Consider the following 16,361-nt stretch of genomic DNA (forward strand, 5'->3'; position numbering starts at 1 on the left):
AAAGAGGTATTATTTAAAATACCTCAATTGATTTAGAAAAATATTGGAACCAAAACAGATGCCAATAAAATTATTAACGCTCCTCCCAAACGAGAAGATATTTGAGCAAAAGGCATAAGTTCCATTCTATCTGCAGCCGTAAGAACAGCAACATCACCAGTACCACCCATGTTAGCCATGCATAATCCTGCTGTAAGAGCTGTTTCTATTGGATAGAATCCTACGAAATATCCTACGATACCAGCACCAATGATAGCTCCTATGATAACTGCAAGAACAAGAATTACATAGCTTGGTGTAAATGCTTCGAAAATTTGTCCCAAATTAGTGTAAGCCATACCAATACCAAGCATAAGTGCTGCAGTGAAGTTTTTGGCAACGAAATTGTACCAACCTTCAGCAACGTGTTCAATTTTTTCAGGAACAATTCCTGCCGCCTTAACGATAACTACAGAAATTATCATCCAAGCATAAGAGTGGATTTTAATGCCGATTTTTTCGAACAAAAATGCTAAGATAGCACCAAATGTGAAAAATGCTGTTGCAATTACAATACCAGCGCCATAATCTTTAACATCTTCTAAGATTATATTTTCTTTCTTTTCAGCTTTCAAACTATCATCATTACTTCTAACTAATTGTCCATTACCAGTTAAGCTTGGTTTTGATTTTCCTAGTCTGTTCAATAAACCACCAGCAACAATTGCCGTAGCATTACCCAAAGCAACTGCTGGAACAAGTTTACTCAAAATAGTTTCGGACGGAATATTCAATGCTGATTCGAAAACTTTTGAAATAGGTACAGCACCTGCTCCCATTCCTCCGCCCATAATTGGGATCCCGATATAAGCGATAGACTCACCTACACTCTTTCCTAACAACAAACCTACACCACCTACTAAAAGTAATGCCATAATTACAGAACCCAAAATACATGGTAAATATCTAATAGCTGCTTTAATAAGCAACTTTCTATTCATACCAAGAATTGAACCTGTGATTAAAGCTGCGATGTAGAAATCTAGGAATCCTCCTTTAGTCATAAATGTATTTATACTTTTGATAGAATCAGCCGGTAACCATTTATAATAAGTTATAGCCGCACCAACAAATATAGATACAATAGCTCCACCGCCCAAATATGTCTTGATAATTGGTGTGTGATTTCCGATAAGGTTTAATAATTCGCCGAATACAATCAAAAATAAAAATGCTCCAACCATACCATTTGGTAGAACATCAAATATGAATGAAATAACGATTATTACGCATGCGATTATAAAATATGGAATTTTTAAACCTGCAATCTTTTTATCCATAACTTTCCTCCTTATTTAGTTTTTACATCTTATATTATCTCATTTAAAAAAACAAAAAGCAATCTAAATCAGCTTAATTAAAAGTAATAAAGTGAATAAATACAAAATTGTCGTACTCACAACATAGTAACCAGCCAATGAATCATCTTGTTTATATCTTTTAGCGAAAACATAAGTATTAACAGCCGTAGGAGCACCAAATAAAATCAACGCAACAACCTTTTGAATTTCAGACAATCCGAAAATTTTTCCAATAAATAATCCTGTCAAAGGAAGTACCAAAAGTTTTACAATGGAAACCTTCATAATCGATTTAATTTCTTTGAAATCTATTCTAAAATTCAAACCGTATCCCATAGTCACCAAAGCTAAGGTCCCTGCAATATCTCCCAAACTTCTCAAAGGAGTTTCCAAGAAAAACAAATTAACCTTAGTTACATACAAAAAAATTCCTACGAAAAGCCCAATCATCAAAGGTGTCTTCACCACATTTATGAACAGTTTTTTCTTAGAATTATTTTCTCCAACCAATCCTTCGTACATGCTTACAGTATAGAAATTATAGAAAAACTGACTAATTCCTGTGATAGCTCCAGCCATCACTATTCCCTTATCTCCGAATAAAACACTCAAGATAGGAAACGACATTATTATAAAATTGCCCCTACTCATTCCATTAGCTTCCAAAACAGCGATTGATTTATTTCTGTTAGTAATTTTTGCAAAATAAAATGTCAAAAAAATGTGAAACAAAAACATAACATTCAAGTACACAAAATATTTCAAGCTCAAATCATTTCCGAAATTCACATTATAAAAACTCATCATAATCTTAACCGGAAAAAGCACATTAAAAATCAACTTGTTAAGTCCCGTCATCGTATTTTCATCTACTAAATTGAACTTTCTGAGCAAAAAACCAATAAAAATCAAAGAAAACAAATTAATTATAGTCAAATACAACTGCGAATAATTTACCAAAAAACCACCTTTTTCTCATAAAAATATAGGTAAATGAAACCACTTACCTATACCACAATACTATTTATTTAGCAAAAAATCAAATTATTTTGTGTACAATTCAATGTATCTGTCCTCTGTAGTATAATCTGATTTTTCTATCGAATCGATGATTAAACCATCAGCCACAAATTTCTTCAAAGAATCGTCCAAATCATTCTTAGCCACAATGTTGACGACTTTTTTGTTTTCATTATCAGACGTTACAACTTTGTATTGTTCCTTTGAAATCTCAGACAAATTCTCAAAAGCTATTTTTTTATCCACCAAAAACATTACATCTTCTGTTAACTTGTCAACCTCTGACAAAGTGTGTGATGATAACACAACTATCTTGCCATCATCTTTTAGTTTCAGAAGATAATTTCTAAGCAAAATAACGCTAGTAGGATCCAATCCCGTTACAGGTTCGTCCATAATGTAAATATCATAATCCCCCATGAAAAAATACGTCAACAAAGTTTTTTGTTTTTGACCAAGAGAATAAGTGCTAACTTTCCTCTTCATAAAATTATGAACCTTAAATATATTCAACACCTCTTCAAACTTTTCATCAGAAACACGGCGTGTATTCTTTGCAAAGATAAAATGATCCAACCCTGTCAAGTTATCATACAGCATATCCAAGCTTCTTGCATAGGATAAATACTTGAAAATCTCCGGATTTTTATTATCTATATCATTAACCTTAATCTCACCTGAATCGTACTTCGTCAAATCAGAAATTATATCCATAAGAGTAGTCTTACCAATACCATTTGGTCCAACTAACGCGTAAATCCCTGGTTTATCTAATTTCAAATTCAAATCCTTTAACACTTCGTTTTCACCGTAAGATTTGTGCAGACCTTTAATCTCAAGCATTAATATCCCCCTTCATTCTTTTCATTGATATCAAATTAAACACTATAATATAAAATACAATCATTATCACATTATATATCGGATTAGAAAAACTAAACTTATTCAAATAATTGTATCCGCCTTTCAAAATCATCAAACTATCCAACGAACTAAAAGGATTCAATAAGAAAAACTTACCCAAAGTTCCAAAATAGCTTATAATTATTCCCAAAACAATCAAGAAAGTTGTAGCAATTATATTCACAGTTTCATTCTTGATGAATGTGGTCATCATATTTGAAAAACTAACCACAAGTAAAATTATTAAAATATTTATTAAAATCATTGGCAAAATGAAACCACTGGATGCCCTGAACACACCCTCCACTACACCGTTATAACTGTAATCGTAGCAGAATACTGGATACAACTTCTCACCAAGTCCTCCGTTAAACAATCCAATTATCATACTAATTGCCAAAATCACAACATACATTCCGGCAGATAATACAAACGAATTGATCTGCTTTGATTTCCAGACATCTTTTTTCCATTCATTAACAAAAGCCAACTTCAAAGTTCCATTTGACCTTTCCTTTTTAAACTCAAGGGTAAATATCAAGCAAATAATCAACGTAATGGCTGGAATAATCCCATTTTCATACATAGATATTACATTACCTATAAGTCCTTTTTGTTCAGTAGGAGAATGTTGTTTTGTTTTATACAATCTTAGCTTTTTATTTGATAATAAACTTTGTTCAATCTCATTACTAACAATATCATAACTTGAATCGGGCTTTAAATTGTTATCCATAAAATAATTCACCCTATTCTCATTAGATCGAGAAGTACTTGGATCTATCCATTCTACATCAAATCCCCATTTAGAATTCAAATAATGGAACATATTACTGTAATATTCTGTGGGATTATTAGCTCTGTTAACATAAGATTTTTTGAAATTTTCCAAATTAATTAGTGTTTGCTTGAATCCTTTGTCTTTTGGATTGTTGTGAACATTAATCTTTGCACTTTCAATCTCACTGTCAATAGTTTGTAAATCATCCCTTGATTTTATGTTTTTGTATTTTATAGTATTAAAACAGAAAAACACAGCTACCACTACAGTTAGTACACAAAAATACTTATATAATTTGCTTCTCATAATTTTGGCAAAATCTAATTGCAAAATATTTTTGATATCGATTTTCGAGTATGTTTTTGAAAAATTGTGATAAATAAACTTGTATCTGTTATTGTTTACAATGATTAAACAAAAAGTCATTAATAGAAATAAAATTGGCACTAATATTGAAAGATTGCCGAAATTATGAAAACTATTTAGACTAAACGATAGATTATATCTTCTACATAGCAATGAAATTATCCAATAAATTGATAAAACAACAATAATTGATAGACTTTGTTTCATGTACCTTCTGAAAATCTCATACAAAATCATCGTAATGCTGTAAATTAAAAACCCCGTACCTATGTATTTTAAAGCAAGTACCACTGAGTTTACATTCATGGTTATAAGCGAATCGGTCTTTAAGTTTGTTACAGTTTTCAATATCATATCATGCGAACTTCCCATTGGAAATCCATTGACTACAGAATAAATAATATTGCCCAAAATCATCGAAAATATTACAATAGCAAAAAATACTACATACTTTACAAGCCTTGCATACACTAATTTTTTGGAGCTTACTGAAATAGTATCTAATTTAAGATTTTTGAAATTCATCTCATTAGTAAATACAGCTACCAGAAAAATCACACACAAGAAAATATCATTCATGACATTTTCCATTAGGAAACCAAATGATTTAAAAAAACTAAAATTGTTGGAGGTTGTGTAGAACCCATATCTGTTAATTTCATCACGAACCAAATTAAAATAAGAATCTAATTCGTTATACATTCCATAACTAGGCAACTTGTTTAAGTTGTTTTGCCTTTTGAACGATTCTATCTCATCATATTGGCTCAATAATTCATTGTAGAAATTATGCTCTGTTTTTGAAGAATACTTTGCAGCTTTTGTCTCTTCCATCAACATACTCACATCGTATTCTAATGGTTTTATGTATTGCAAAGAATTAAAATTCATCTTGCTAAAATCTAAATATTTCTGCTGTTCTTCTTTATTATCCGATGATTTTGATAATGCAAAAGACTCCATCATTGTGTCTTCAAAACGATCTCTAATTTGCATAAAATAAGCATAATCTTGATTATAATAATCAAGATGTAGGTTTTTCAATGTTATAAAAGAGTACACACACAATATAATAACTATAATAGGTATTATCAACGACTTGTAAAGTTTTTTCAGTTCGAACATATTGTCTCCTTTCATTGAATTTCAAAAATATTATTTGCTAATTTCTCCCGAATAATACCAAGTCTCAGTATTATTGGTTACATCAATAGTAATTAATCTCTGTCTGTAAAGTTTCCCACTGTAACCGTCATTATACACATCTTCATACTTCAAATGTACAGGTGATTTTCCCCTCACAAAAGTAAAATTCTCACCATATTCATTTTTTTCAACATTTTCTAATCCATAATAACTTGCCGAACTAACAGCAGATGAAACGTTTGCATTTATTGTACCAACCACTGTCAAACATGCAATCATAACGATAAATAAAATTTTTTTCATTTTCATGTCTCCTTTCATAATATTCTTATTTATTACATACCCTATTTTTTATTTTTTAATCTATTTTTCTAAAATTTTAATTTGTTTTTTTTAGTGTATTTCATATACATTTTTAAGAAATTATTTTCTAATTTAATGCAAAAAAATCTTCCACACTGTTTAGTGCAGAAGACTTTTCGCAATTATTTATCGCTTAAATGAATAAATAGTAGTTAGGAAATAAATTTAATCATTTGAAACGCTTTTTATTAACTTAGATTTAATTAACAGTCGCTGAGAATCGTATGGATATGGATGACAAGACATTAAATACAACTTTGATTTATCAGGTTCTTTAATAAATCTACTCCAATCATCTGGTTCTATTATTTCGTATCCATATACTTCGTAATACAAAATTTGAGTCTTTGTTGTAATTTTAATTACAGAGCCATCCTTTAGTTCATTTATTTTTTTAAATGTAAAATCTTCGTTTCTACCACCTCTATGAGCTGCTAAAACAGTCATTGTATTATTTTTATTTGATGGCATGTCTGTATCTGTCACAATTCCACATCCATTTGATAATGCTTTTCTTGAAGTATTCATATAAATCGGCAAAACTAGTTTTATATCATCTACTCTTAGCACTCCTATAGCCTTATCGTCAGTAATTTTATCGCCTGTTTCATTTTTTGTTTTTTCTTTTTTTATTTCTTTACTTAATTTGTTTTTTTCATTTTTTGCTTTATTATTTTGAAATTCATTTTCCAAATTTATAGCACTGTTTTTTTTGGATTCTAATCTGTTAAAGTTTATAAAAAGAAGTGCTAATGAAATAATCATTAGCACTCCTCCTAAACTAATCAGAAAGCCTGATTTCTTCAATACTCTAAGCCTCTTTCTTCTTTTTTCTAATACCAATAGCTGTCAAAACTGCTCCAATAGCTAACATCATTATTGCATATGTTGATGCATTAACTCCGTCTCCAGTATTTACTAGAGTGCCTTTTTTATTTGGAGAGCTTGAATTTATTGTCCTATTGCCTTGAATTATAACGCGAGTATTAGTTTTCTTCTTGTAGATGTGAACGGTATTGCCGTCTTTATCAGTTGTAGTTTTTACAAACTCATAGCCTTCTATATCTTTCTTAGCTTTTTTACCATCTTCACTTTCTGCGATTGGATTGCCTTTTTCATCCACAAATTTAGTAACTACTTTTGAAGTATTTTCTTTCTTCTTGTAGATATGAACAGTATTGCCGTCTTTATCTTTTTCAGTTTTTACAAACTCATAACCATCTATATCCTTCTTAGGATTGTCACCTTTTGTAGATTTAGAAATTTCTTTTCCATTTTCATCAACAAACTTAGTGATTTTGTCAACAGTAGGAGTAGTAGTTTTCTTCTTGTAGATGTGAACGGTATTGCCGTCTTTATCAGTTGTAGTTTTTACAAACTCATAGCCATCTATATCCTTCTTAGGATTGTCACCCTTAGTAGACTCAGAAATTTTATTTCCATTTTCATCTACAAACTTAGTGATTTTGTCAACAGTAGGAGTAGTAGTTTTCTTCTTGTAGATGTGTTTTGTATTACCTTTTTCATCTTTTTCGGTTTTTACAAATTCATATCCAGGAATATCTTTTTTGTCTTTTGTTCCATTTTCTTGTGGAGCAATAGTCTTACCTTTTTCATCCACGTATTCTGTTACTACATTTGTAGTAGGAGTAGTAGTTTTCTTCTTGTAGATGTGTTTTATATTGCCCTTATCATCAGTTGTGGTTTTTACAAATTCGTATCCTTCGATATCTTTTTTGTCTTTTGTTCCATTTTCCATTGGAGCAATAGTCTTACCTTTTTCATCCACGTATTCTGTTACTACATCTGTAGTAGGAGTAGTAGTTTTCTTCTTGTAGATATGAACAGTATTGCCGTCTTTATCAGTTGTAGTTTTTACAAACTCATAGCCATCTATATCCTTCTTAGGATTGTCACCTTTTGTAGATTTAGAAATTTCATTTCCATTTTCATCAACAAACTTAGTAACCTTTTGAGACTCAGGTGCTTTCCTTCTGTAAACATAGATAATGTTGCCATCAGAATCTGTTTCTGTTCTTAGTATTTCATATCCTGGAATTTCTTTGCTTGGATTTCTACCTTTTAGAGGAGAAGCAAGTTTATTTCCGTTTTCATCGAGGAATTTAGTAACTACTTCTTTAGAAGGAGTAGGTAATTTCCTGTAGATGTGAGTTGTATTACCTTGTTCATCTTTTTCAGTTCTTACAAATTTATATCCATTTATAAGTGATGGATCATGTGTTCCAGCCTTATCCGCAAGTATTTGATTACCATCAGTGTCTACAAATCTAGTTTCAACGCCTTCAGTAGGATTTTTACTATAAATGTAAATTGTGTTACCATTTTCATCTTTTCCAGTATTTATTAAAGTGTAACCATCTATGTTTTCTGGATCATTTGTTCCTTCCTTTGGAGGAAGTAGTTGATTTCCATTTTCATCAACATATCTAGTCTCTACTGATGGGGTTGGATTTTGTTTAAGTCTATAAACATGAATAGTATTTCCATCCTTGTCTGTGTAAGTCTTTACATACTCGTAAGCAGGAATATCTTTTTTATCTTGCTTGCCTTTTTCTTCAAGATTAATAGGATTTCCTTTTTCATCTACATATTTAGTAACTACCTCTGTAGTAGGAGTAGTTTTCTTCTTGTAGATATGTTTTGTATTACCTTTTTCATCTTTTTCAGTTTTTACAAATTCATATCCAGGAATATCTTTTTTGTCTTTTGTTCCATTTTCCTTATCAGAAATAGTATTACCATCTTCATCAACGTATTCTGTTACTACTTCTGGAGTTGGTTTTACTTTCTTGTAGATATGTTTTGTATTACCTTTTTCATCTTTTTCAGTTTTTACAAATTCATATCCATCAATATCTTTTTTGTCTTTTGTTCCATTTTCCTTAGTAGCAATAGTATTACCTTTTTCGTCAACGTATTCTGTTACTACATCTGTAGGTGGTGTGACTTTCTTGTAGATATGTTTTGTATTACCCTTATCATCTTTTTCAGTTTTTACAAATTCATATCCATCGATGTCTTTTTTGTCTTTTGTTCCATTTTCTTGTGGAGCAATAGTTTTTCCATCTTCATCAACGTATTCTGTAACTACATCAGCATCTGGAGTGAATTCCCATGTTCCTTTTACATTTTCGTCTTTATTAGTGATTTCTACTTCATTCTTATCGTATGATTTGAATTTCCAAGTTCCCTTGTTTACGTCATCTCTAAATGTAGCGTCATTACCTGTTGGAACTGGGGATGTTACTTTATCGCCTTTTACTTTGCCTTTTACTTTTTCTGGAGCTTTTGATTTTAATGCTTCTGGTAATTCTACGCCTTTTGTTCCACTTACATATTCATAAGTTACTTCATGTTTGTTTGGTGTGAATTTCCATTTTCCTTCGAATGTTACATCTTTTTTATCAATAGTTTTGCTATCTTTATCATAACCTTCGAATGTCCATGTTCCATCGTTTTCTGTATCTTCAACTTTTGTTTGTGTTGGAGCTGTTGGTTTTACAGTGTCTCCATCTTTTTTACCAGTTTGTTGGTCTGGTATTAAATCTGTAACTGCTTTTGGAAGTTCTTTGCCTTCTGTTGCAGATACAAATTTATGATTTACATTGTAATCAGTAGGAGTAGTTTTTGGAGTAAATTCCCAAGTACCTGTAAACTCAACATCCTTGTTATCGATAGTTGCTTCGTTTTTGTCATATTCTACAAAAGTCCAAGTACCATCTTCAACATTAACTGTTTTTGTTTGTGGGTCTGTTGGGTTAACTACATCGCCTTTTTCTTTGCCAGTTTGTTTTTCTGGTAGAAGATCTAGTACTTCTTTTGGAAGTTCTTTCTTTGGATCTTTACTTACAAATTTGTGTGTTACGTTGTATTTTTCTGGCTCTGGAACTGGGTCTGGAGTGAATTCCCATGTTCCTTTTACATTTTCGTCTTTATTAGTGATTTCTACTTCATTCTTATCGTATGATTTGAATTTCCAAGTTCCCTTGTTTACGTCATCTCTAAATGTAGCGTCATTACCTGTTGGAACTGGGGATGTTACTTTATCGCCTTTTTCTTTGCCTGTTACTGCTTCTGGAGCTTTTGCTTTTAATGCTTCTGGTAATTCTACGTCTTTTGTTCCACTTACGTATTCGTATGTTACTTTGTGTTTGTTTGGTGTGAATTTCCAGCTTCCTTCGAATGTTACATCAGCTCCATTTACTTTTGCATCAACATCTTTTGTATCTGGATTTTGGTCTTTGAATCCTTCGAATGTCCATGTTCCATCATTTTCTGTATCTTTTACTTCTGTTTGTTTTGGAGCAGTAGGAGTTACTGTTTCTCCATCTTTCTTACCAGTTTGTTGGCCTGGTGTTAAGTCTGTAACAGCTTTTGGAAGTTCTTTGCCTTCTGTTGCAGATACAAATTTATGATTTACATTGTAATCAGTAGGAGTAGTTTTTGGAGTAAATTCCCATGTTCCTGTGAATTCTACATCCTTGTTATCGACAGTTTCTTGATCTTTGTCATAACTTACAAATTTCCAAGTTCCATCTGCAACATTCACTGTTTTTGTTTGTGGTTCTGTTGGTTTTACTACGTCACCTTTAACTTTTCCAGTTTGATTTGCTGGTTGAAGAACAAGTACTTCTTTTGGAAGTTCTTTGTTTGGATCTTTACTTACAAATTTGTGTGTTACGTTGTATTTTTCTGGTTCTGGATCTGGTGTGAATTCCCATGTTCCTGTGACTTTTTCGTCTTGGTTAGTTATTTCTACTGAATCTTTGTCGTATGATTTGAATTTCCAAGTTCCCTTGTTTGTGTCATCTCTGTATTCAGCGTCTTTTCCTGTTGGAACTGGGGATGTTACTGTATCACCTTTTACTTTGTCTGTTACTGCTTCTGGAGCTTTTGCTTTTAATGCTTCTGGTAATTCTACGCCTTTTGTTCCACTTACGTATTCGTATGTTACTTTGTGTTCATTAGGTGTGAATTTCCATTTTCCTTCGAATGTTACATCAGCTCCGTTTACTTTTGCATCTACTTCATCAGTAGTTGTATCTTGATCTTTGTAGCCTTCGAATGTCCATGTTCCATCATTGTCTGTATCTTTTACTTCTGTTTGTGTTGGTGCAGTAGGAGTTACAGTGCTTCCATCTTCGTTATCTGGTTTATCTTTTGGTGTTAAATCTTTTACGGCTTGTGGAAGTTCTTTATTTGGATCTTTACTTACAAATTTGTGTTTTACGTTGTATTTTTCTGGTTCTGTATCTGGTGTAAATACCCATGTTCCTGTTACTTTTTCGTCTTTATCAGTAATTGTTACATCGCTCTTGTCATAAGATTTGAATTTCCAAGTTCCCTTGTTTGTTTCATCTCTGTATTCAGCGTCTTTTCCAGTTGGAACTGGGGATTTTACTTTATCGCCTTTTACTTTACCTGTTACGTCTTTTGGAGCTTTTGCTTTTAATGCTTCTGGTAATTTTTTACCTTCTGTTCCACTTACGTATTCGTAAGTTACTTTGTGTTTGTTTGGTGTGAATTTCCATTCGCCTTCGAATTTTACGTCTTTTCCATTTACTTTTGCATCTACTGCTTCTGTATCTGGATTTTGATCTTTGTAGCCTTTGAATGTCCATGTTCCATCATTGTCTGTATCTTTTACTTCTGTTTGTGTTGGTGCAGTAGGAGTTACAGTGCTTCCATCTTCGTTATCTGGTTTATCTTTTGGTGTTAAATCTTTTACGGCTTGTGGAAGTTCTTTACCTTCTGTTGATGATACAAATTCATGTTTCACATTATACTTATTAGGCTCTGGATCTGGTGTGAATTCCCATGTTCCTGTGACTTTTTCGTCTTTGTTAGAGATTGTTACTGAATCTTTGTCAAAAGATTTGAATGTCCAAGTTCCCTTGTTTGTTTCATCTCTGTATTCAGCGTCTTTTCCAGTTGGAACTGGGGATGTTACTGTATCACCTTTTACTTTTCCAGTTGCTTCTTTTGGAGCTTTTGCTTTTAATGCTTCTGGTAATTCCTTACCTTCTGTTCCACTTACGTATTCGTATGTTACTTTGTGTTCATTAGGTGTGAATTTCCATTCGCCTTCGAATTTTACGTCTTTTCCATTTACTTTTGCATCTACTGCTTCTGTATCTGGATTTTGATCTTTGTAGCCTTCGAATGTCCATGTTCCATCATTTTCTTTATCTGCTACTTTTGTTTTTTCTGGCTCAGTTGGTGTTACAGTTTCTCCATCTTTAGCTGTTTTATCAGCTGGAAGTTGAGCATCGACAGCTTTTTTAACATCAGCTGGCATTTCTTTTACTGGAGAATCTTCAGCAACTTTAAATTCGTGAGTTACTTTAAATTCATCTTTTACAAAATTAGCTTTAAATGTAAGTGGTTCTGTGATTACTGCTTGTTTTAATTGTTCTTCAGTAATTTTTTCTCCAGCTTTTATTTCTGTTCCATCTGATAATTTAATATTTTTATCTGCTGTCCAGTGGCTAAATTTATATCCATCTTTTGCTTTTGTTTCTGTGCCATTTGGATTTGTTTTAAGTTCAACTTCTTCTTTTGTATTATCTACAAAGTTTTCGCCTTCCTTAACTTGTCCATTACCATCAGTTGTGTAATTGATAATAGGAGCCCAAATAGCATAGATATAATTATTTTCGCTTTCATTTAAACTATTTACAGTAACTTCATCGTCTTTTTGGAATTCTGGTTTTGTTGCGTTTTTATCTCTATTCCATCCCTTAAATACATAACCTTCACGGGTGAAATTAATTTTTTCGCCTTCGCCGTTTCCTAAGACTGTATGAGAATCATTTGTAACAATCTCTTCAACTACATATTGTTCACCAACTCCGCCGTTTGCATCATAGGTAACTTTTGTAGTTTTTAGATCTGGAAATTCTTTCCATTGAGCGTAAAGAGTTTTATTTTTATCCATTAGGACAGTTTCGCTTGGTTTAATTAGACCAGTAGAACCGTCTTTGCTTTCACTCCAACCTACGAAAACTTTTTTGCCACCGTTCACTTTAACAGCACCTATATCCTGAGCTTGTGCTTTGGCATCAGTGATATAAGAGTTTGAATCTGTTGGAGCAGTTCCTTCAACTTTGTCAGTACCTGGCAAGTTCAAATCGTATGTTAATTTTAAATAATCATATTTCCACTTAGCATATAAGTGAGTATCATTATTTTTAATTTGTTTGCGAAGATTTGCTTTTACATATCTTCCATATTGGTTTTTTTCATACCATCCCAAAAATTCTGTTGCTTTTTCAGGTTGAACTGGTTGAGGGAAATTCTCTTTGCTAGCTTTGGCATCTTTATATTGTCCGTCATATAATGTTTTGCTATCAGGAATGTTTGTAACTTCTTCTATAAATTTTTCATCAGCATAGTCATTTTGGTTTGTGTGGAAGGTTACTTTGTATTCTACTGATTCCCACTTAGCATAAACATTTGTATCATGGGCTGGCATTGTTTTAATCTCTTCTGCTGTGTAAGGAACACTAAAGGTTGAGTCTTTGTACCAACCCTTAAAAATTTGTTTAGGATTATTTGGATTTGTTGTTTCCCCAACTTTATAATCAAGACCAAAATCAGTTACTGGAGCCTCATATTTGTATGATTTGCTAGTTATTTTTTTACTTCCTGAATAGTAATTGATATTGTATGATTTTCTAATATAGAATAAGAAGCCAACATAGTTGCCATCTTCCATATAAGGTGTTCCTGTATAGTTTTGATATCCACCCACATTCTTACCTGCGGCGAACATATAATCTCTAAAGGCTGGATTATTTACATTTACTGATTGTAAACCATCAGCTGACATATCACCTTTCTTAGGCTCAAATCCTTTTATATCATCAACATGGTCAGTTTTATCTACCCAAGAGTATGTGGTTTGTGAATAATTATCATTGTATGGTTCAAAGACTCTATATTTACGTCCATTCCAATTCATGTACCACTCTGAGTTTTGGAAGCTTACTCTTTTACCAATTTCTTTCATGGTACCAAGGGTAGATTGCATTGTTGCAAGATTTGATGAGTTTATCTGTGCATTAAATTTACTTGGATCCCATTCAACAAAGCGGAGTTGGTATTTTGTACCCTTAGCTAAAACTCTATACATGTAGATGTCTTTATCACCCATTGCTGGAGCTCTTGTATAGAAAGACCCTATGCTTTTATCCATGTAATAAATATAATCTTTATTTAGCTTATCAAACCATGTTTCAGAACTTTGACCATAGCGCAAATCTACGTGGATATTTCCATTTTCATCTGTAGCATTGACCCAATTAGCTTGATAATAACTAATTTTATTTGCATTTTTATAGACCCATATAGTATGAACATTTCTATCCATATAGACAGGTACAACTGTACTACCATCAGCTTCTATTGTTTCAAAAGCTTGTTTTGTTTTTTCTTCGTTTAAATGGAAACCTAAATAATCTAGGGTTTGAGGATTAGTATAGGTGTGATCCATTTGTCCGTTTTCGTCTTTACTATTGTAGCCATCGCTAAAGCGGCCATCTTTTTTTGATAGCTTACTAATATCTTCAACTATTGGACCAGTTGGGGCTACCTTAGGATCTGGATTTTCACTTCCTCTAAATGGTAGGCTTGTTTTTTGTCCATTAAGTCCTCTTGCTGATATTATTCCAAGGAAGGTGTAGCCGTCATCGTCAATATTTTGGGTCATAACCTTAAATTTATAGTCAACTACAACTGGTTTCCATACAGCATAAACAGTAATGTCTTCGTTTAATACTAAAGTATTAAGATCAACAGGATCTCCATCTTTTGTCAAAGACCAATGGCTAAATTCATAACCTGGTCTTGTAGGATTTTCTGGCATTTTTTCAAGATGGCTACCATCGTCTGCAAGTATTTGATCTTGGTAGCTTGCGTCGTCTCCTGTTATAAATGTTGCCTTGTGTTTAAACTCTGTTATTGCATAAAGTTTAATGTCAGTTTTTCCGGCTGCAATATCTTTTTGCAATGACTCCTCATCATAAACACCATATTTTCCGTCTTTTGATGTTGACCAATTTACGAAGTATTTATTAGCTTCATAAATTGTAGGATCTGCTGGTAGTTTATAGGAACTAGCATCAGTAACAGTGTCAGTCATATAAACTCTATCATTTTTATCGCCAACTATATAGTAGGTTATTACTACTTGACTTTTGAAAACTGGGTAAACATTAATTATTTTTTTGTCGTTACCTTTAATCTCTATTGGCGTATCAAATTTAATTTCGTTACCTTCTTCATCTTGCCATTTTAAAAAGACTTTATCTTTGTCTTTAAATACATGGCCAGGATCAGAAATTTTTTCTCCATCAAGAATTATTTGTTTTTGTATCTCTTTTGCTGAATCTTTATTATCTATTGTGTCATTATAGAAATGATACTCATTGATTCCTTGTTTTGGACTTAGTATGTTAGCATAGATTGGCTTTATACCAGCAAAAACAATAAAAGCGACAGCTAATAATACTGAAAACAAAATTCTTCCAAAGTGCTTGTTTTTCTTTTTCATATTTCCTCCTTTTTTTCAAATAGTATGTTAGCATAGATTAGCTTTATACCAGAAAAAACTATAAAAGCGACAGCTAATAATACTGACAACAAATTTTTCCAAAGTGTTTGTGTTTCTCTTTCTTATCTCCTCCTTTTTTCAAAGTCTAACATGGCATAACATGGGTGTTGAAAACATGCTCTACCAGCTAGAATTAATAGTTCTTGTTAAAATAAATTACATTCAACATAAGAACTAACAAGCAATTTACTACTTAGGGAATAGCAAGTGAGCCCTAAATTTATATTGAGTGAATTTGTACAAATCAACTCTTATATAAAACGTTATCGTTTCAGATAAAATTCCCATATTTTCATTTTTATTTTTTTATTTTTGCAACGATATATGAAATCTCCCACCTCCAGTATTAACAAAATCCCTCATAATTTACTCTGTAATTATGTATTTTTATTATACATGCTTACTTTAGTTAGTTCATTAATAACTTATTGTTCTTTCAAAAGAAAAAATTTATTTTCTTAATTTGACCATATATAATCAAATTTCTCAACTAGATTATATCATAACTTGGTATTTTTTACACTATGTATTTTTTTTTTTTGAATTTTATCGTTATTTTTTATTCATTCTTTTTTATTTAACTTGACAATCTATAATTTGAAAATAAAAAAAGCCCTCACCTAAGTGAGAGCTAAATAGTCTTAGTATATTAATTATTCAATAATTTTAGAAACAACGCCAGCTCCTACTGTTCTTCCGCCTTCTCTGATGGCAAATCTTAATCCTTCTTCGATTGCGATTGGAGTGATTAATTCGATTATGAATTTTGCGTTATCTCCTGGCATTACCATTTCTACGCCTTCTTCTA

General features: G+C 32.0%; 8 protein-coding genes. All 8 read right to left on the minus strand.

The genetic code is table 11. The annotated features are described in order from the left end of the window. Nucleotides 1-32: 32 nt before the first annotated feature. A complete protein-coding gene (locus ABDJ34_RS09425) occupies nucleotides 33-1,319 on the minus strand; it encodes a 2-hydroxycarboxylate transporter family protein (RefSeq protein ID WP_412702177.1) in 1,287 nt (428 codons plus the stop codon). A gap of 63 nt (nucleotides 1,320-1,382) precedes the next feature. Next, on the minus strand, nucleotides 1,383-2,300 hold the full coding sequence (locus tag ABDJ34_RS09430; protein WP_412702178.1) for an AEC family transporter: 918 nt from the start codon (nucleotides 2,298-2,300) through the stop codon (nucleotides 1,383-1,385). An 84-nt stretch (nucleotides 2,301-2,384) separates the two neighbouring features. After that, complete coding sequence (locus tag ABDJ34_RS09435) at nucleotides 2,385-3,203, minus strand: ABC transporter ATP-binding protein (RefSeq protein ID WP_412702179.1); 819 nt, start codon at nucleotides 3,201-3,203, stop codon at nucleotides 2,385-2,387. Next, entirely contained in the window at nucleotides 3,196-5,535 is a 2,340-nt protein-coding gene (locus ABDJ34_RS09440; protein WP_412702180.1) for a hypothetical protein, read from the minus strand. Before ABDJ34_RS09440 ends, ABDJ34_RS09435 begins: the two co-directional genes overlap by 8 nt. 30 nt (nucleotides 5,536-5,565) lie before the next feature. Then, entirely contained in the window at nucleotides 5,566-5,859 is a 294-nt protein-coding gene (locus tag ABDJ34_RS09445; RefSeq protein ID WP_412702181.1) for a hypothetical protein, read from the minus strand. A 225-nt stretch (nucleotides 5,860-6,084) separates the two neighbouring features. Beyond that, entirely contained in the window at nucleotides 6,085-6,684 is a 600-nt protein-coding gene (locus ABDJ34_RS09450) for a class C sortase (RefSeq protein WP_412702182.1), read from the minus strand. Between the two features lie 46 nt (nucleotides 6,685-6,730). Continuing rightward, a complete protein-coding gene (locus tag ABDJ34_RS09455) occupies nucleotides 6,731-15,493 on the minus strand; it encodes an SHIRT domain-containing protein (RefSeq protein ID WP_412702183.1) in 8,763 nt (2,920 codons plus the stop codon). A 713-nt stretch (nucleotides 15,494-16,206) separates the two neighbouring features. Next, on the minus strand, nucleotides 16,207-16,361 hold a 155-nt coding region (locus ABDJ34_RS09460), incomplete at its 5' end, for an EF-Tu C-terminal domain-related protein (protein ID WP_457922056.1).

This window comes from Finegoldia dalianensis (genome assembly GCF_046255015.1).
Classification (GTDB): domain Bacteria; phylum Bacillota; class Clostridia; order Tissierellales; family Peptoniphilaceae; genus Finegoldia; species Finegoldia magna.

Bases quoted from the DNA above. Each gene is read 5' to 3' on its own strand.
- ABDJ34_RS09435 (WP_412702179.1), bottom strand. From the start codon at position 3,203: ATGCTTGAGATTAAAGGTCTGCACAAATCTTACGGTGAAAACGAAGTG.
- ABDJ34_RS09440 (WP_412702180.1), bottom strand. From the start codon at position 5,535: ATGTTCGAACTGAAAAAACTTTACAAGTCGTTGATAATACCTATTATA.
- ABDJ34_RS09445 (WP_412702181.1), bottom strand. From the start codon at position 5,859: ATGAAAAAAATTTTATTTATCGTTATGATTGCATGTTTGACAGTGGTT.
- ABDJ34_RS09455 (WP_412702183.1), bottom strand. From the start codon at position 15,493: ATGAAAAAGAAAAACAAGCACTTTGGAAGAATTTTGTTTTCAGTATTA.
- ABDJ34_RS09425 (WP_412702177.1), bottom strand. From the start codon at position 1,319: ATGGATAAAAAGATTGCAGGTTTAAAAATTCCATATTTTATAATCGCA.
- ABDJ34_RS09450 (WP_412702182.1), bottom strand. From the start codon at position 6,684: ATGATTATTTCATTAGCACTTCTTTTTATAAACTTTAACAGATTAGAA.